General features: G+C 35.0%; 19 protein-coding genes. 10 read left to right on the top strand and 9 right to left on the bottom strand.

The window, feature by feature from the left end; all coding sequences use genetic code 11:
- Position 1 precedes the first annotated feature (1 nt).
- Together BBI01_RS16015 and BBI01_RS16020 are read right to left on the bottom strand one after the other, a co-directional pair.
- A complete protein-coding gene (locus tag BBI01_RS16015; protein WP_065395650.1) occupies positions 2–478 on the bottom strand; it encodes a T9SS type A sorting domain-containing protein in 477 nt (158 codons plus the stop codon).
- A 164-nt stretch (positions 479–642) separates the two neighbouring features.
- Positions 643–1350 (bottom strand): LytR/AlgR family response regulator transcription factor, encoded by a 708-nt coding sequence (locus BBI01_RS16020; RefSeq protein WP_065395651.1) that lies wholly within the window; start codon positions 1348–1350, stop codon positions 643–645.
- 195 nt (positions 1351–1545) lie between these two features.
- Between BBI01_RS16020 and hflX the strand changes: the two genes are divergently transcribed.
- The 6 genes from hflX (at position 1546) to BBI01_RS16050 (ending at position 6912) form a co-directional block, all read left to right on the top strand.
- Entirely contained in the window at positions 1546–2769 is a 1224-nt protein-coding gene (hflX, locus tag BBI01_RS16025) for a GTPase HflX (RefSeq protein WP_065395652.1), read from the top strand.
- Positions 2769–3404, top strand: coding sequence for a DUF4919 domain-containing protein (locus BBI01_RS16030; RefSeq protein WP_065395653.1), 636 nt, complete (start codon positions 2769–2771; stop codon positions 3402–3404). Before hflX ends, BBI01_RS16030 begins: the two co-directional genes overlap by 1 nt.
- A 16-nt stretch (positions 3405–3420) precedes the next feature.
- Positions 3421–4701 carry a cation:proton antiporter gene (locus tag BBI01_RS16035; protein WP_065395654.1) on the top strand — a complete coding sequence of 427 codons (1281 nt, stop codon included), beginning with the start codon at positions 3421–3423 and terminating at the stop codon, positions 4699–4701.
- Positions 4702–4726: 25 nt separating this feature from the next.
- Positions 4727–5446 carry a DNA alkylation repair protein gene (locus tag BBI01_RS16040; protein WP_065395655.1) on the top strand — a complete coding sequence of 240 codons (720 nt, stop codon included), beginning with the start codon at positions 4727–4729 and terminating at the stop codon, positions 5444–5446.
- Positions 5446–5775: a DUF6122 family protein gene (locus tag BBI01_RS23100; protein WP_228394033.1), complete on the top strand. Its 330-nt coding sequence runs from the start codon at positions 5446–5448 to the stop codon at positions 5773–5775. The genes BBI01_RS16040 and BBI01_RS23100 overlap by 1 nt, the downstream gene beginning before the upstream one ends.
- A 66-nt stretch (positions 5776–5841) precedes the next feature.
- Entirely contained in the window at positions 5842–6912 is a 1071-nt protein-coding gene (locus BBI01_RS16050) for a calcium:cation antiporter (RefSeq protein WP_065395657.1), read from the top strand.
- Between the two features lie 80 nt (positions 6913–6992).
- On the opposite strand, the gene BBI01_RS16055 is transcribed toward BBI01_RS16050, so the two are convergent.
- A complete protein-coding gene (locus BBI01_RS16055) occupies positions 6993–7406 on the bottom strand; it encodes a fascin domain-containing protein (protein ID WP_065395658.1) in 414 nt (137 codons plus the stop codon).
- Positions 7407–7707: 301 nt separating this feature from the next.
- The gene (locus BBI01_RS16060; RefSeq protein WP_065395659.1) at positions 7708–8088 is read right to left on the bottom strand and encodes a group III truncated hemoglobin; all 381 of its coding nucleotides are present in this window, start codon (positions 8086–8088) and stop codon (positions 7708–7710) included.
- 101 nt (positions 8089–8189) lie between these two features.
- Here BBI01_RS16060 and BBI01_RS16065 point away from each other — a divergent pair, with 101 nt between their 5' ends.
- Positions 8190–8678 carry a YkgJ family cysteine cluster protein gene (locus BBI01_RS16065; RefSeq protein WP_065395660.1) on the top strand — a complete coding sequence of 163 codons (489 nt, stop codon included), beginning with the start codon at positions 8190–8192 and terminating at the stop codon, positions 8676–8678.
- Between the two features lie 249 nt (positions 8679–8927).
- On the top strand, positions 8928–9230 hold the full coding sequence (locus tag BBI01_RS16070; RefSeq protein ID WP_065395661.1) for a RodZ family helix-turn-helix domain-containing protein: 303 nt from the start codon (positions 8928–8930) through the stop codon (positions 9228–9230).
- Between the two features lie 45 nt (positions 9231–9275).
- Here the strand turns inward: BBI01_RS16070 and BBI01_RS16075 are convergent, their stop codons facing one another.
- The 4 genes from BBI01_RS16075 to BBI01_RS16090 all read right to left on the bottom strand — a co-directional run bounded on the left by BBI01_RS16075 (position 9276) and on the right by BBI01_RS16090 (position 13236).
- Positions 9276–9644, bottom strand: a complete 369-nt coding sequence (locus tag BBI01_RS16075; protein ID WP_083190128.1) for an iron chaperone — start codon at positions 9642–9644, stop codon at positions 9276–9278.
- A gap of 131 nt (positions 9645–9775) precedes the next feature.
- Positions 9776–11134 carry an NADP-specific glutamate dehydrogenase gene (gdhA, locus tag BBI01_RS16080; protein ID WP_065395663.1) on the bottom strand — a complete coding sequence of 453 codons (1359 nt, stop codon included), beginning with the start codon at positions 11132–11134 and terminating at the stop codon, positions 9776–9778.
- Between the two features lie 190 nt (positions 11135–11324).
- Positions 11325–12434 (bottom strand): DNA-processing protein DprA, encoded by a 1110-nt coding sequence (gene dprA / locus BBI01_RS16085; protein ID WP_065395664.1) that lies wholly within the window; start codon positions 12432–12434, stop codon positions 11325–11327.
- A 34-nt stretch (positions 12435–12468) separates the two neighbouring features.
- A complete protein-coding gene (locus BBI01_RS16090; RefSeq protein ID WP_065395665.1) occupies positions 12469–13236 on the bottom strand; it encodes a rhomboid family intramembrane serine protease in 768 nt (255 codons plus the stop codon).
- 251 nt (positions 13237–13487) lie between these two features.
- On the opposite strand from BBI01_RS16090, the gene BBI01_RS16095 reads away from it, so the two are divergent.
- Together BBI01_RS16095 and BBI01_RS16100 are read left to right on the top strand one after the other, a co-directional pair.
- Positions 13488–14414 carry a DUF3078 domain-containing protein gene (locus BBI01_RS16095; RefSeq protein ID WP_065395666.1) on the top strand — a complete coding sequence of 309 codons (927 nt, stop codon included), beginning with the start codon at positions 13488–13490 and terminating at the stop codon, positions 14412–14414.
- Between the two features lie 227 nt (positions 14415–14641).
- Positions 14642–15565, top strand: a complete 924-nt coding sequence (locus tag BBI01_RS16100; RefSeq protein WP_065395667.1) for a DUF3078 domain-containing protein — start codon at positions 14642–14644, stop codon at positions 15563–15565.
- Positions 15566–15633: 68 nt separating this feature from the next.
- Here BBI01_RS16100 and sufD read toward each other — a convergent pair whose 3' ends face one another.
- Complete coding sequence (sufD, locus tag BBI01_RS16105; protein WP_065395989.1) at positions 15634–16941, bottom strand: Fe-S cluster assembly protein SufD; 1308 nt, start codon at positions 16939–16941, stop codon at positions 15634–15636.
- Between the last annotated feature and the right edge of the window lie 144 nt (positions 16942–17085).

The raw sequence follows: 17085 nt of genomic DNA on the forward strand, positions 1-17085 counted from the left end.
ATTATTTTTTAATGATTTTAAAAGTCTTGATGTTTTCTCCTTTCTGATTGATCCTTATGATGTACATTGCAGATGGCAGGGAAGAAAAGTTAAGCTCGGATTTTGATTGTAAAATCATGTCTTTTTTTATCAGCTTACCTTGTGAGTCGAAGAGCTGATATTCTGAACCTTTATAATTATTTGTGGTAAAATCAAGGTACAGATAATCTTTGAAAGGATTAGGATAAATTAAAATACCTTCAAGGTTTGAGGACGATTCGAGGGTGGCAAGTGTAATGATTTCATAAGGTTGCTGTACTCCCTCCATGACCTGAGGATCAGTACCTTTGAAAAGATATGTAATCTGACCTACACTATAAGAGCTTGAGCCATTACCTCCTGAGGCATCCGTTCCAGTTGCTAATACTGCTGATTGTGCATGCAGAATCGAGGCGGGAAAGATGAACAGAATACAATAATAGATAGATATTCTTTTCATGAATAACAGTTTTAAGTTACTAATAAATGTCTTTTCTCAATGTGAAATTTGGGAAGACTAAATTACTGCCTATCAGAATCGAATAAGAGAAAAATAGACGAACGGCAGAAATAATCGACCAATGGCATTTGGGGAATTATTATAGGGAATTAATGCTTGATTTTTTAGGATTCAAAAAAGGAAAGATTATCCTTGTAGGTCCTTCCGATAGGAAGTTTGATCTGGTGTATCAGTTCTATTTCATGGCAGTTTTTTCCACGAATGAGATGGCGGGGTACGGCATAGCTCCGGTGAATTCTTACGAAAGAATTAAAAAAGCTTTTATGAAGAAGATTGCCAAGAGAATCCAGAATACAGTGTTTCTTTTCAAGAGTAATAATTCTGGTATAATCTTTTAACGCTTCCAGATAGAGAATATCTGTTTTTCTTACCTGAAAAATATTTCCGCTTTCTTTTAATTTGATAGAATCATGTCCCAGCATGGCATCATAGCATTCACACTTTTCTTTTATCTTAAAAAATTCGGAAAGTCTTTGCATAGAATAATGAAACCGTTCTTTAGTCAATGGTTTGGTAATAAAATCCAGCGTATCCATCTCAAAAACACATGCGGCTAGTTCGGGATAAGAACTTACAAAGATACATGCGGGTATTTTTCGTGCCAGTTTTCTGAATTCCAGACCACTCATGCCTTTCAGGTTTGTATTTGTGATAAGGAGATCAATGGGAAGTTCGAGATAAGGAATTGCTTTTTCTGCCGATTCAAAAGAAGCGACAATTTCAATATTTTCATATTGTTTAAGATAATGCTGAAGAACCAGCCTGTCCCGTTCATCATCATCAATAATCATACATTTGATATGGGTAATCATGATCTTCTGGGGTGTTAATTTTTAATTTAAATATTTAAAAATCAGAAAATTATTATATAAAGTTATCGATTTTTTACAAAACAATAAGCTCTTCAGCTTAAATTTATATTAAAAAGTGTTATTAAATAAAATTTGATTTTGTTTTTTTTCTGAAAAATATTATCTTGTAAAAATCATAAACATAGATAGAACTTAATGTTAGAAAAGAAAGAACATAATTATGAGAAAGCAGTCTTGGTGGGTATTGTAACTCAACATCAGGACGAAGAAAAACTTACAGAGTATATGGACGAACTGGAGTTTTTAGCTTTCACTGCCGGAGCAACTGTACAAAAACGCTTCACTCAAAAATTAACACAGCCTGATTCCAAAACCTTTATAGGAAGCGGAAAAGCACTTGAAATAAAAGAATACGTAAAAGAAAACGAGATCGGAACAGTAATTTTTGACGACGAACTGTCTCCTTCACAGCTTAAAAATCTGGAAAGAGAAATGGAAGTTAAAATTTTGGACCGTACCAACCTTATTCTTGATATTTTTGCCCAAAGAGCACAAACTTCTTATGCAAGAACACAGGTTGAATTAGCTCAATATCAGTATCTTTTGCCTCGATTGACCAGAATGTGGACTCACTTGGAACGTCAGAAAGGGGGAATTGGGATGAGAGGTCCCGGGGAAACAGAAATTGAAACTGACCGTCGTATCATTCGTGACAGAATTACCTTACTGAAAGATAAACTGAAGACGATTGACAAGCAAATGGCAACTCAGCGTAACAATCGCGGAAAAGTAGTTCGTGCTGCTTTGGTAGGGTATACCAATGTTGGAAAATCTACTTTGATGAATTCTCTTTCAAAGTCTGAAGTTTTTGCTGAAAATAAATTGTTTGCAACTTTAGATACCACGGTACGAAAAGTTGTAATCGGAAATTTACCATTCTTACTTACTGATACGGTAGGGTTCATCAGAAAATTACCTACACAGCTGGTAGAATCTTTTAAATCTACCTTGGATGAGGTACGTGAAGCGGATCTTCTGATTCATGTGGTAGATATCTCGCATGAAAGTTTTGAAGACCATATTGCTTCTGTTAATCAGATTTTAATGGATATCAATGCTCATCAGAAACCAATGATCATGGTGTTTAATAAGATTGACGATTTCAGCTATGAGAAGAAGGATGAAGATGATTTGACACCTAGTACAAAGAAGAATATTTCTCTTGAAGAATGGAAAAAAACATGGATGGCGAAATCCAAGTATCCTACTGTTTTTATTTCTGCACTTACAAAGGAAAATTTCCCGGAAATGAAAAAGATGATCTATGATGAGGTTATGAAGATTCATATTTCCAGATTTCCGTACAACGATTTCCTTTTCGAGTACTTTGATGACGAGGAGGAAGAAAATAATAAGTAATGAGATACCATTTTTTCCTTTTATTCATCCTGTTTTCGGTTTTTGGGTTCAGTCAGAAATCGAAAGTAGATTTTAAAGCTATTGAAAAAAGTCTGAAAAAGACCGATTCTCCGTACAATTACGAAAAACTGATCTTTAAATACAAAGGATATCCCAAGTCTTTAGACAGTATAGAATCGCAGTATCTTTACTACGGGAGAAATTTTAGAAATGATAAGATAACGACTTCGGACGATCGTTTCAAAAACCTGGCAGAGGCTTTTAAACAGAATAGTTTTGAGGAATGCATCAAGCAGGGAAAGGCTTTGTATGATAAAGACCCTACTAATCTTGATATTCTTTTAATTCTTCTTAGAGCATATGATTCTACGAAGGATGGTAATAATTTTATGCATCATCTTACTCAGTTCCGTTCCCTTGCGGAAGGTATAAAAAGCTCCGGAGACGGAAAATCTGAAAAAACAGCTTATTTGGTGAATTCTGTAGGGGATGAGTATATTCTTCTTAATATCTTGAATATTGGAAAGGATTACACAAGAGGTTCAAAACCATCCAAAGACGGGATGTATGATATCTGGGAAAAAGATGGTAACAAAATTTATATCAAAGTACTTTATTTAGAACTAACCAATTAATCTTAAAAAACACTTAGTGGAATTATATTATTCATTTTCAGCATTAATCGTATTAGCATCTATATTTGCATATCTTAACTACAGATTCTTAAAACTTCCAAGTACTATTGGGATTATGGTGATAGCCATTGTGGTTTCCATCTTTCTGGTATTGTTTGGAGAAACTGTATTACCAAGAACTTTCGGGCATCTTAATAGCCTTATGGAAAGTATTGATTTCACAGAAATTCTGATGGGAGCAATGCTTAATTTCCTTCTCTTTGCAGGAGGAATTCATATTAATATTAACGACCTAAAGGAACAGTTTCGTCCGGTACTGATATTTTCCACCGTGGGAGTGGTAATTTCCACTTTTGTGGTTGGTTTCGGGATGTTTTATTTGCTTCCTTATGTAGGTGTTAAGCTTCCGTTTATTTACTGTCTTGTCTTTGGGGCATTAATATCTCCTACTGATCCGGTAGCGGTATTAAGTGTCTTGAAACAGGCGAAAGTATCGAAATCTCTGGAAACAAAAGTTGCCGGTGAATCTCTTTTCAATGATGGTATGGCTGTTGTGGTTTTCACGGTAGTTTTACAACTTGCCGTTGGTAAAGAAGTAGATCTTGGGGTTGAAAGTATAGGTTTGTTATTACTTCATGAAGCTGGTGGAGGTATTCTGTTGGGTGTTTTGCTGGGATGGGTTACATCCAGATTGATGCGTGAAGTGGATGATTATATTATTTCCGTGCTGGTAACACTTTCTGTAGTGATGGGAGGTTATCTTATTGCCAGACAAATGCATATTTCAGGACCATTAACAATGGTTGCGGCAGGATTATTTATGGGGAATTTTAACAGAAACTTCAAAATGAAATCCGTTACTCAGGATTATCTGATCAAATTCTGGGAACTGATCGATGAAATTCTGAATGCTGTACTATTCCTGTTTATCGGGTTTGAACTTTTAATGATTAAGGATCTGAAACACTTCATGATTCCCGGGTTATTGGCGATTTTCGTAGTTCTGTTTGCAAGATTTATTTCAATATGGGGTCCTACCAAATTTACTTCTCTGAGAAAGAGCTTTAGCCCACAGACCGTGAAAGTATTGGTTTGGGGAGGAATTCGTGGTGGGGTTTCCATTGCATTGGCGATGTCTATTCCTAAAAGTGAGTATAGTGAGATTATCCTTAGTATAACCTATTGTGTAGTGGTATTTTCAATTATTGTTCAGGGGCTTACCATTGCTAAAGTGGCGAATCCCAATCAGATTGTAAAAGAAGAAGAGGAACAGGGAATTTTAGAAGATAAAGCATAGTTTTTAAAACTAGATTATTATTAAAATGAGTAGTATTGTTAAAGAAATTCAGGAAGCTCTTGCTGTATTATCCATTCCCGAAAAAGCGGAATTTTTTCCAAGATTTTTCAAAACAGGAAAAGGAGAGTATGGTGAAGGAGATCTATTTTTGGGAGTGAAAGTTCCTGATCAAAGGTCTGTCGCTAAAGAATATTACTCAAAAATCAATTTAAAAGAATTAAGCGAATTACTTTCTTCAAAATATCATGAACATCGTCTTACGGCCCTTTTTATGTTGATTTCAAAGTTTGAAAAAACAAAAGATATCGCAGTGAAAAAGGAGGTAGTAGAATTTTATCTTAAACACCTTTCTTATGTTAATAATTGGGATCTTGTAGACTCAAGTTGTTATAAAATTCTGGGGAGATATGCTTATGAAAATAAAAAAGAAAATCTTCTGAGAGAACTTTCAGAAGCTGAGGAAATGTGGCATAAGAGAATAGCCGTGGTAGGAACGATGCATTATATAAAAAAAGGTTCTTTTGAGCTTACCAAAGAATTTGTAACCAGAAATCTAAAGCATTCCCATGATCTGATGCATAAAGCCAATGGCTGGTTATTACGCGAAATGGGAAATATAAACGAAGGAGAGCTGATCTCTTATCTGAATTCATATTACAAAGAAATGCCTAGAACCTGCTTGCGATATGCTATAGAAAAATTAGATGAAGGGGTGAGGCAGGATTATTTAAAAGGGAGAATATGATGGATTGTCTTTTTTGGAAATCATTTACTCATTATTTTTTGCACTTTGGTTTTCCGATATTTATTGCATTGATATTTTATCGTAAGAATTGGAAAAAAACTTACCTGATTTTATTGGCGACGATGCTGGTAGATTTGGATCATCTTTTTGCTAACCCCATTTTTGATCCTTCAAGAAATAGCATCGGATTCCATATTCTACATTCATATTATGCTATAGCAATCTATTGTGCACTGCTATTTTTTAAAGGAAACGTCAGAATTATTGCTATTGGGCTTTTGTTTCATATGATCACGGATTTCCAGGACTTTACCTTGTGGTGTCATTAAAATATCATTAATATTTTCTTTTAATCTTGAGAAATTTATAGATTTTTTGTATTTTGTAGTCACTTTATGAGATTTAGAGAACTTTTACATTATACTTATATTTTTCCTGTCCTTGCGGTAGTTTACTATTTTTCAGGACTGATGGGTGGTGGTGTCATTTATGATATCATTGCCGGAATTTTGCTCATTGGGAGTGTTTTATCGGCAGTGCATCACGCTGAAGTTGTTGCCCATAAAGTAGGGGAGCCGTTCGGAACCATTATCCTCGCTCTTTGTATTACGATTATTGAAGTAGCCTTGATCATCTCACTGATGGTCGCCGGCGGAGATCAGGCGATCACGCTGGCAAGAGATACCGTTTTTGCTGCTGTCATGCTTATTCTTAATGGTATTTTAGGAATCTGTATCTTAGTAGGTGGCGTTAAATATCATGAACAGTTCTTTGCAAGAACTTCTGCTACAACATATTTGGTAAGTATTGTTTCTATTTTAATACTGACTCTGGTCCTTCCTAACTTCACTTCAAGTGTAAACGGACCCTTCTATAATGAAGCTCAGCTTATTTTTGTATCCATTGCTTGTCTTGTTATTTATGGGGTTTTCCTTATGGTGCAGACCGTAAGACACAGAAGTTATTTTATTGTTCCGGATGAACATCCTGAAGAGCATTATATTCCTTCATTATCTAAAACTTTAATAAGCTTTGGTTTTCTGGTTGTTTGTTTAGTCATTGTCGTTCTCATGGCAAAAGGCTTGTCTGATACCATTGAGAGCATGGTACAGAGTTTAGGAGCGCCAAAATCTTTAGTAGGAGTTATCATTGCTGCGGTAGTGCTTCTTCCGGAAGGGGTTGCGGCTATTCGTGCAGCAAGAGCCAACCAAATTCAATCCAGTTTAAATCTGGCACTAGGTTCAGCATTAGCGAGTATTGGGCTAACGATTCCGGCGGTTTCAACGGTTTGTATCATGTACGATATTCCATTGGTCTTAGGATTGGATAAAAAAGATGTGATTTTGCTTTCCCTATCAGTGTTTATAGTGATGCTTTCCTTAAGCCGGGGAAAAACAAATATCCTTTACGGAACCGTTCTTCTCGTGAATTTGGCAGCCTATATTTTTACAGTGATTGTTCCTTAAAATTGTAAATCAAATTTTTTTAAATAAAAAGAGTCTACAATATTTAAAATTGTAGACCCTGTATTTACTGTATTTATCTTTTAGTCTTGCATATCCCATAGTTCTCCTTCTCCTTGGTAACCATTCTGTAACCACATTTTGTCAAAAGCATGGCTAAGCGTTTTACCTTTTTCTTTGCCATAGCAATTGAAGGAAACTTTATTCGGGCTGTGTACTACCAGTTCCCATTCTTCACCTTCTCCCTGAATTCCGTTTTGTAACCATAATTTATCAAAAGCATGGCTTAAGTATAATCCTTTTTCTTTGCTGGTACATCTTAATGCCACTCTGTTGTTTGACAATTTTTCAAGAATGAAAACTTCGCCTAATCCTCTGATGCCATTTTGAAGAAATACTTCTCCATTTCCATGACTTAAGAATTGTCCTTGTTCTTTTCCTAAGGCTTGTAATAATACTACCTGAGCTGTTTCTACGTTTTCTTTAACTAGTTCCATGATTTCTGAGTTTTTAAAAATTTCCTACTCTGATTGCTTTTCGGATACCGCAGTCAAAATTTGTTTAAGACGTCTGTAGTAATTTTGATGAAGTAAAGGTAGATATTAAAAAAACGAATTCAATCAGTAGAAATACTTAAAAATCAACCATTTACAAATATAACCAAATAGTGAGTTATTTTATTTCTTCTGATTATTCATGGCGTTTTCCACTTTAAAATTAAAAATGCACCTATGTTTGATGACGAAAAAATCTGATAATTTTCAGGGGGAATGATAAGAAAATTAATGGAATATCTGCTTAAAGTCTTCTAGCCAATTCCATTTTGAAAGCCATAAGCTTAGCTATATTTTCAGATTTGTAGATTGCCATATCTGCGTTTTCACCTACGAAATTCTCTTCAATGGTAGTTCGCCATAGTTCCAGCCATCTGTCAAAATGCTTTTGTTCCATTGCCTGAATTTCATTAATGGGAAAATGTACCCCCATAGGATTTCCTTTATAAGTCATCTGCCCAAATAAAATGGATTCCCAAAAAGAATACATCTTTGGAAGGTGCTTATCCCAATCCACTTTTGCAATATCATTAAAAAAGAAGCTAATAGTTTCATCCTTAACGACTTTTGCATAAAATGAATTCACAAGGTGTTCAATGTCTTCTCTTGATTCAAGCTTTTTCATATTTCAAATGTACAGCAAAATCAAAAGATAAATCTATAGATTGGATTGATAAATTTCATAAAAACAATATTTTATCTTTGTACCCGGAGATGAAATAAAGAATGAATTTAGACTTTTATAAAAAACAGGCTTTACAAAAGCAGAAAGAACATAAAAAATTTTTGGACGGATTAAAGAAGAAACCGCCCAAAAATCTTGATTATATTGTACAGGAAACCCATGATGAAGTCTTTGATGAAATAGACTGTTTACAATGTGCTAATTGCTGTAAAACAACAGGTCCTCTATATACTGAAAAGGATATTGAACGTATTGCAAAGCACCTTCGCATGAAGTCGGCTGATTTTGAAGCCAAATTTTTAAGAGTAGATGAAGACAATGATAAAGTACTTCAGAACCTGCCATGTTTCTTTCTGAACAATGACAATACATGCTCTATATATGAAGTAAGACCAAAGGCATGCAGAGAATATCCACACACTGATCGTAAAAAGATTTATCAGATTAATAATTTGATGCTGAAAAATACGGTCATTTGCCCAGCTGCATTTGAGTTTGTAGAGAAAATGATGAAGAATATCGGGAAGTAATCAAGGTGAATAAGGAACCATAATTTATTTAACAGTTGTTATATGATGATAATGATCTTTAAAAACAATTATTAAGGCTAAGAAATAGCGATTTTTTCAGGTTTTAAAATTTTCATATACTTTTTTTTGATTTCAGTTATATATATAATTGCTCTTAAATAATTATAAAGTCCGTTAAATTAGTTTGTTACAAATAATTTTGTGAATAATGTAGCGTTTAGTTTAAACAATCATTTAAAATATTACATTATGAAAAAGTTATTTTTAACTGCTGCATTTACATTAGCAGGTGTAATCGCGGTATCAGCTCAAACGGAAACACAGAAGAAACCGGCTGAGACACCAAATACTACGCAAACACAACCAAAGACAGAAGAAGTGAAGACAGACTGGAACACTTCTACAACCACTCAGAAGCCTAATACACCAGCAACGAATGCTCCCACTACAGAGCCGACTGCAGATCCATCTGTAAGCCCGGGAACGACTCCTGAAGCTACAAAGCCTTCTGATGCCACCAAAGAAGAAAAGAAATCTAAAAAGAAAAAGTGATAGTACTTTAGTAAACAACTAGTCTGAATCCTGAAATCATATATTTCAGGATTTTTTCTTTTCTATTTCAGTAATCCTGAATTCAACAATTTTAGTAATCAAATCAAACGGAAGTTTTTCTGTGATGGGAAACTGTACAGCCCCTTTAGAAAATTTGTATTTCCTTTCTTCAAAATCCTTTTCAAAATTTATAATTCCTTCTGCACCCGGATAAAATCCGATATGTTTTTGATATGCTGCAAAGTAAACTAAAGGTTTTCCTTTATATTTAAAAGCAGGCATTTGATATCCTATATACTCCTCTAAATCCGGCATGACAGTATGGATTATTTTTCTCAGTTCAACCAGTTTTTCCTGTACATCTACAGGAAACAGGAGAATATATTCATCAGTATTTTTAAAGGTGTTTTTCATACACATAAAAATAAAAAAAGCGCTGCATATAGCAGCGCTTTCTCCTTTCACTTTTTACTTTTTTCCCATTAACCCCGGGAACAGGCTATATTAAAAAAGGTCGGGATTTTTCCCAACCTTTGTTTTGTATGTTACACAACTCCTTGAGCTAGCATTGCTTCTGCTACTTTCACGAAGCCGGCGATATTTGCACCTTTTACGTAGTTTACATAACCGTCCTCGTCTTTTCCGTAGTCTCTACAAGCTTTGTGGATTCCAATCATGATTTCCTTTAATCTTGCGTCAACCTCTTCAGAAGTCCAGTTAAGACGGATAGAGTTTTGCGTCATTTCTAATCCTGAAGTTGCAACACCTCCAGCGTTGGAAGCCTTACCAGGAGAGAATAATACTTTATTGTCTAAGAAATAGTTGATCGCATCAAGTGTAGAAGGCATGTTAGCTGCTTCAGTTACACAAAGACATCCGTTTTCAACTAATTTTCTTGCATCATCTAAATCTAATTCGTTTTGAGTTGCAGATGGGAATGCAACATCACACTTCACATCCCAAGGACGTTTTCCAGCGTGGAATTCAGCAGATGGATATTTTTTAGCATAATCTTCAGCTCTGTTGTTTCCAGAAGATCTAAGCTCTAATAAATAATCAATTTTTTCTCCGCTGATACCATCTTTATCATAGATGTATCCATCCGGACCAGAGATTGTTACAACTTTAGCTCCTAGCTCAGTTGCCTTCTTGATAACTCCCCAAGCTACGTTTCCGAAACCTGATACCGTTACAGTTTTTCCTTGGAAATCCTGTCCGATAGTTTTAAGCATCTGCTCAGCGAAGTATACAACTCCATATCCTGTAGCTTCAGGACGGATCAATGAACCTCCGTAAGCAAGACCTTTTCCTGTAAGTACTCCGGTAAACTCGTTTCTGATTTTCTTGTATTGTCCGAATAAATATCCGATTTCTCTTGCTCCTACACCGATATCTCCTGCAGGTACGTCTGTTTCAGGACCGATGTGCTTACATAATTCTGTCATGAAAGCCTGGCAGAAACGCATTACTTCCATATCAGATTTACCTTGCGGATCGAAATCTGAACCTCCTTTACCACCACCCATTGGAAGAGTAGTTAAAGAGTTTTTAAACACTTGTTCAAAAGCTAAGAACTTAAGAACTGATAAGTTTACAGTAGGGTGGAAACGGATTCCTCCTTTGTATGGTCCAATCGCAGAGTTCATTTGAATTCTGAAACCTCTGTTAACCTGAATTTCTCCTTTATCGTCAACCCATGGAACTCTGAAAATAATAATTCTTTCAGCTTCAGCCATTCTTTCAAGCAGCTTCATTCCGTTATATTCTTTTCTCGTAGCAATGAATGGAATTACTGTTACGGCAACTTCTTTTACAGCCTGTAAGAACTCCGGTTCGTTAGGATTTTTTGCTTCAATTTTTGCAATAAACTCTTGGATTTTCTGGTCAATATTATATTGTTCCATATATTAAGGTTGAATATTATTGTCAACAAATTTAATTTTTTTTTCAAGATTCACAATACTCTATTTTAACATTGTTGAAAATTAAATAATAATGTTTCGGAATATTATTAAATTAATAATTTGTGAGTAAAAATTATTAAAAATGAAATGTTATGTATGAAATAATGCAATATTAAGAAATCGTTAATTCTTAAATTGCTATAAATTGCCTCCCGGAAAATGATTTTACTTTCCCTAAAAGTTCCAATTCCAAAATTATTGGCAAAATTTTATGCGAAGAAACATTAATTTCCTGGGCAAGATCGTCTAATGAAATCTGTGGATTGTCTTTGATGGATTGAAAAATAATGTTTTGATTTTCAGTTAATTGAATCGAAGTCTCACTATAGGGAAACAACTCTTCAATTTTTCCCGAAAGATTGTTAAATCCCAATAGGTTGATAAGATCTTTGATTGTTGAAATAGCTGTTGCTTTGTTATGGAAAATCAATTGATTACAACCTTGGCTATACACGTCGGAAATTTTTCCCGGAAGCGCAAATACATCTCTGTTATAGTCATTGGCGAAAGCCGCAGTACTCACAGATCCTCCTCCAAAAGCTGTTTCCACAACAATAGTAGAAGGGGAGATTCCGGCTACAATTCTGTTTCTCTGAATGAAGTTTTCACGGTCCGGCTTTCGTGTTGAATTGAACTCTGTCAATAATGCTCCTCCCTCCTGAAGTATTTTTTCGGAAAGCTTCCTGTTTTTGGCTGGATATAGAAATTCAAAACCGTGAGCAAGGACAGCTATAGTTGGTTTTTGATTCCGAATTGATTGCTCATGAACTTCTTTGTCTACTCCTAAAGCAAGACCACTTACAGAAGCATATTTTGAAGATTTGCTTGTCTCAAAGAATTCTTCAATGAATTGTTTGCCATAAGAAGTCATATTTCGTGTTCCTACAATGCTTATTTTCGGAAGATTGGCATCTATATTCCCTTTTTGGTAAAGGATTGCCGGAGCATCTGTACATTCGTTTAAAAGAGAAGGAATTTCTCCATAATGTCTTAAACTTATCTGAATATTGTTCTTTTCACAAAACTCCAATTCTTTTTCAGCGAAGCGTAGATGGTCATCGTTCCCGATATCGGAAACAGTTTTAAGCCCCATTCCGTCTATCTTCTTATATTGCTTTTTTGCATGTGCCCATGCTTCTTTAGCACTTCCGAATGTTTTGATAAGTTTATTGAAATTAATATCGCCAATCTGGCTACATTCACGTAGGGCAATTGCATAAAAATATTCTTCGGTGATCATTTGTGTTTTTTTTCAAATGTAGTGAATTAAGTTTTTATTTTTTCCTTAATTCATCCAAATGATCCCAAATATCATCTCTCCTTTTATAAGGCAGCTCCAGGAAGTCTTCCGGGTGATTTTCTTTGTATTCCTGCCAAAGCTTATCATCTTTTTCGCTGTAATAATTAGGAAATTCCCAAATGTATTTTTTCTTTTTCTCACCTACATTTTTAAAGAGAAAAGCTATAATACTTCCGACCAAAGCACCGGAAAGGTGAGCCTGCCATGAAATTTTGCTTGGTTCCTGCATATTGTAGAAAAGTTCTTCGGGAAGCATTCCCCACACTAAACTACCATAATAAAGCACCACAAGTAATGAAATGGTAAGCAGCTTCATATTCCATTTAAACACTCCACTAAAGAAAAGAAAGAATGCAAGAACATATACAACACCACTGGCACCGATGGTACAGGTGTACATATATTCTCCGGTCATGATATCAATAGGAGGGAGAAGCCATACCAAAAGCCCTGTAGCGATCCATCCTGTAAAAAAAACTTTATTGGCTACCAATGGGTAGAATTGGTATAAAAGAAACATCAGGACCGCAATCGGAATTGAGTTTCCTATAATATGATCCATATTTCCATGGAGAAGAGGAGAAGTGATGATTCCCAATAGTCCTTCCGGAACAAGAGGGATGATGGCTCCGAAGCAACTTCCAAAAAAGCCATGCATTTGTAAAAAGTACCCGAACCACATTGCGGAAAGCATCAGCAATGGATATATAATTGCTCTTTTGGAAATTACATTTTTAAACATGAAGATTTTACGTCAAATCAAAAGCCAATGATAAATTTCGGAAAATTTGTCGATGAAAATGTTTCTATTGATCTGATTTTAAGACAAAAGTTGTCAATTTTAACGTTTAAGCTTTTTATTTTGGCATCAATTTTACTAAAGAACCTTATTGCTAGGTGATTAAACTTTACAGAATTGAATTCTTTAAGGCTCAATTTGCCTTTTAAAAAAAATTATATTAATATTTTTGCATTGAAAAATTATTTAGAGTAATGAAGAAGTTTTTATTGATTCTCACCTTTTTTACTGGGATTTATGCAAGTGCGCAAGAAGAGTTAAAGAAGGATTCCATCGTTGTAGACACGGTAAAGTACTGGTCGGTGTTAGGAAAGAACACTTTAATGATTAATCAGGCTGCCTTTTCCAATTGGGTAGGTGGTGGAGCCAATAACGTAGGTTGGCTTGCCGGGATTAACTATAATATTACTTATGAAAAAGATAAGGATCTTTGGGAGAATATTATTATTCTTGGCTACGGGCAGAATGACACCAAAGGACAAGGGATTAGAAAAACTCAGGATGTGATTAATGTTTCTACAAATTATGGGCGTAAGTTTTTGAAAAGTTGGTACTTTTCATTAGGAACAGGATTTCAGTCTCAGTTTGCCCCTGGGTATGAGGATGGTAATAATCCGGAATCTAAAAAGATTTCCAACTTCATGGCACCGGGTTACTTGAACGTCGGGATGGGTATCACTTACAGGCCGAATGATAATTTGACAGTAACTTTACGTCCTACCAACGCCAGATGGACTTTTGTCTTAGATAAAGACCTTCAGCTTGCCGGAAATTATGGTTTAAAAAGTGATGGAGATTCATCATTACTACAATTCGGTTTCTTGGGAACAGCGATATATAAGCTAAAAATTATGGAAGATGTTCATTTGACAAATACAGCATCTGTCTTTTCCAATTACCTGGATCGTCCGGACAGATTGGTTCTTGCGTATGGCGCTATCTTAAATTTAAAGGTAAATAAATATATTTCATCCAATATAACATTAGATGTACTGTATGATCATAATCAAATTGAGAAAACACAGTTAAAACAGACCCTGGGAATTGGTTTTGCTTACACATTAGATAATGGAGTAAAACGTTCCGATCGTAAAGACAGTCAATGGTGGATAAAAAAATAAACTAATAAAGTCATTAATAAGAAAGCACTTCAGGAATGAGGTGCTTTTTGCTTTAAATAATAATGCAATTTTAAGTTTCTTTAAGTTTGTTATACAATGAATGATTATTTAATTGCTTTAATTCTATTGTGTTAGGTAGGGTTTTTAACCGAATTTAAATTCATTTCAGGGTGAATTTTAGGAGGGTGTAGATTATTATTTTATACATTTGTAAAAAATCGTTGATTATGAAAAAAGTTTTATTGATCGCTTCCATTTCTTTTGGGGCTATTGTAACAGCACAAGAAACTAAAGCTGATGCTCCGGCAGCAGATACTGTTAAAGCCTGGTCTATTCAGGGACAAAATACATTGATGCTTAATCAGGCTGCCTTTTCAAACTGGGTAGGTGGTGGAGCCAACAACGTAGGATGGCTTGCTGGTGTTAATTATAACCTTACCTATGAAAAGAATAAAGATCTTTGGGAAAACATTATCATTCTTGGCTACGGACAAAACAATACACAGGGTACCGGAGTAAGAAAAACTCAGGATGTTATCAACCTATCAACCAATTACGGGCGAGAGTTTGCTAAACACTGGTATTTCTCTGCGGGTGCGGGTCTTCAAACTCAGTTTGCGCCAGGTTATGAAGATGGAAATAATCCTGATGCAAAGAAAATATCAAACTTTATGGCTCCGGGATATCTGAATCTAGGTGCTGGTGTTACTTACCGCCCGAATGATAATCTGACGGTAACTTTACGCCCTGCCAACGCAAGATGGACGTTTGTACTAGATAAAGATCTCCAGACAGCAGGCACTTATGGTCTTAAAAATGATGGAGATTCTTCACTGTTCCAATTCGGTTTCTTGGGAACGGCAATGTATAAGCTAAAAATTATGGAAAACATTACTTTGCTTAATACAGCTTCCGTATTCTCAAACTATTTAGATCACCCTGAAAGATTGGTATTAGGATATAGCGGAGTGTTAAGCATGAAAATTAATAAATATATCTCTACCAATGTTACTCTTGATCTTTTGTATGATCACAATCAGATCTGGAAAACACAGCTAAAGCAAACATTGGGAGTCGGTCTTGCCTATAACTTTGACAATGGAAAAAAACGTTCCGAAAATAAAGATAACCAAAGCTGGTTGAAAAAATAATCCGGAATGATATACATAAAAAAGCACTTCAATCTGAAGTGCTTTTTCTTTATCAATATATATAAATTTTAAAATTCTATATCTACTTCAAGTTTCTCTGCCAAAAGCTTTGAAATTTTCTCTTTTAAAGGCTCAATATCGATATTCTGCATCGCATCGTTTGCGAATGCATATAGAAGTAACGCCTGAGCTTCTTTTTTAGAAATCCCTCTGGCTCTTAAATAGAATAAAGCATCTTCATTCAGCTGTCCCACTGTACATCCGTGAGAACACTTTACATCATCAGCAAAGATCTCCAACTGAGGTTTAGTATCAATACTAGCTCCTTCGCTTAGCAACACATTATTGTTCTGCTGATAAGCATTGGTCTTCTGAGCGATTTTATCAACAAATACTTTTCCGTTGAAAACTCCGTGAGCATTACCATCAAAAATTCCTTTGTAGTTCTGGTAACTTTCACAGTTTGGTTGATTGTGATGAACCGCCGTATGGTGGTCTACCAACTGATCTTTTCCGATAATCGTAATACCATTCATGAATGAATTAATATTGGAACCATTCTGGATAAAATCAAGGTTGTTTCTTACTAACTTACCTCCGAAAGAGAATGTATTTACAGTCGTTAAACTGTCTTTCTCCTGTTTTGCAAAGGTATTGTCTATAAGGTAAGAAGTATTATTATCGTTCTGAAGCTTGTGCCAGTCTGCTTTTGCATTTGGATAAGTGAAAATTTCAGTCACAGAGTTTGTTAACACATAAGTGTCATCAAAATTGTGGTGACTTTCGATGATTTCTACTTTTGCACCATCTTCTACGATCAATAAATTTCTTGTATTGTAGAATGTATTTTCTTCCTGATTCTGAGAAATATAGAAAACGTGAATTGGCTTTTCAATCACTACATTTTTAGGAACTTTCAAAAAGAAACCATATTTGCAGTATGCAAGGTTTAAGTTTGTGAAAGCTAAATCCTTAGAAGCAATTGTATTGAAGTATTTTTCAAAAACCTCTTTATGTTTATCATCATTCAATGCATAATTGAATGAAAGGAACTCTACATTTTCAATAGAAACTTTAGAAAGTTCTTTGTGAAGTTTACCGTTTACAAAAACAATCCAATCGAAGTTTTCTTCACCCAGATGCAATTGGTCAAACTGCTCTTTAGTGATATTGTGGTGTTCATTCGGGAAGAAGTTGTAGCTTTTTTCCGTGATCTCCTTTAGATTGGTATATTTATATTCTTCGTCTTTTTTTGTCGGAAAACCAACGTTTTCAAACTTTTGAAGAGCAGCTTTTCTATCTTCATCCAGAAATCTGTGACGAAGGCTCTCCAAAAACTCATTATGGTTTTCGATGATTTGTTCTTTTAATGCCATTACTGGTATATCTGTGGTTTGCACCATTTTTTCTTTTTATTTTGAACTAAAAATATTGCTATTCCGAGGAACAGGTAATCCAATTTTTAATATTAGAGATTCTTTTTTGCTACGTTTATGAATACCAGCGAAAATTTTTAATCT

Origin of the sequence: Chryseobacterium artocarpi, assembly GCF_001684975.1 — a bacterium.
GTDB lineage: Bacteria > Bacteroidota > Bacteroidia > Flavobacteriales > Weeksellaceae > Chryseobacterium > Chryseobacterium artocarpi.

Bases quoted from the DNA above. Each gene is read 5' to 3' on its own strand.
- BBI01_RS16060 (WP_065395659.1), bottom strand. From the start codon at position 8,088: ATGAAAAAGCTTGAATCAAGAGAAGACATTGAACACCTTGTGAATTCA.
- hflX (WP_065395652.1), top strand. From the start codon at position 1,546: ATGTTAGAAAAGAAAGAACATAATTATGAGAAAGCAGTCTTGGTGGGT.
- gdhA (WP_065395663.1), bottom strand. From the start codon at position 11,134: ATGGAACAATATAATATTGACCAGAAAATCCAAGAGTTTATTGCAAAA.
- dprA (WP_065395664.1), bottom strand. From the start codon at position 12,434: ATGATCACCGAAGAATATTTTTATGCAATTGCCCTACGTGAATGTAGC.
- BBI01_RS16040 (WP_065395655.1), top strand. From the start codon at position 4,727: ATGAGTAGTATTGTTAAAGAAATTCAGGAAGCTCTTGCTGTATTATCC.
- sufD (WP_065395989.1), bottom strand. From the start codon at position 16,941: ATGGCATTAAAAGAACAAATCATCGAAAACCATAATGAGTTTTTGGAG.
- BBI01_RS23100 (WP_228394033.1), top strand. From the start codon at position 5,446: ATGGATTGTCTTTTTTGGAAATCATTTACTCATTATTTTTTGCACTTT.
- BBI01_RS16050 (WP_065395657.1), top strand. From the start codon at position 5,842: ATGAGATTTAGAGAACTTTTACATTATACTTATATTTTTCCTGTCCTT.
- BBI01_RS16030 (WP_065395653.1), top strand. From the start codon at position 2,769: ATGAGATACCATTTTTTCCTTTTATTCATCCTGTTTTCGGTTTTTGGG.
- BBI01_RS16065 (WP_065395660.1), top strand. From the start codon at position 8,190: ATGAATTTAGACTTTTATAAAAAACAGGCTTTACAAAAGCAGAAAGAA.
- BBI01_RS16100 (WP_065395667.1), top strand. From the start codon at position 14,642: ATGAAAAAAGTTTTATTGATCGCTTCCATTTCTTTTGGGGCTATTGTA.
- BBI01_RS16020 (WP_065395651.1), bottom strand. From the start codon at position 1,350: ATGATTACCCATATCAAATGTATGATTATTGATGATGATGAACGGGAC.
- BBI01_RS16075 (WP_083190128.1), bottom strand. From the start codon at position 9,644: ATGAAAAACACCTTTAAAAATACTGATGAATATATTCTCCTGTTTCCT.
- BBI01_RS16090 (WP_065395665.1), bottom strand. From the start codon at position 13,236: ATGTTTAAAAATGTAATTTCCAAAAGAGCAATTATATATCCATTGCTG.
- BBI01_RS16015 (WP_065395650.1), bottom strand. From the start codon at position 478: ATGAAAAGAATATCTATCTATTATTGTATTCTGTTCATCTTTCCCGCC.
- BBI01_RS16070 (WP_065395661.1), top strand. From the start codon at position 8,928: ATGAAAAAGTTATTTTTAACTGCTGCATTTACATTAGCAGGTGTAATC.
- BBI01_RS16055 (WP_065395658.1), bottom strand. From the start codon at position 7,406: ATGGAACTAGTTAAAGAAAACGTAGAAACAGCTCAGGTAGTATTATTA.
- BBI01_RS16095 (WP_065395666.1), top strand. From the start codon at position 13,488: ATGAAGAAGTTTTTATTGATTCTCACCTTTTTTACTGGGATTTATGCA.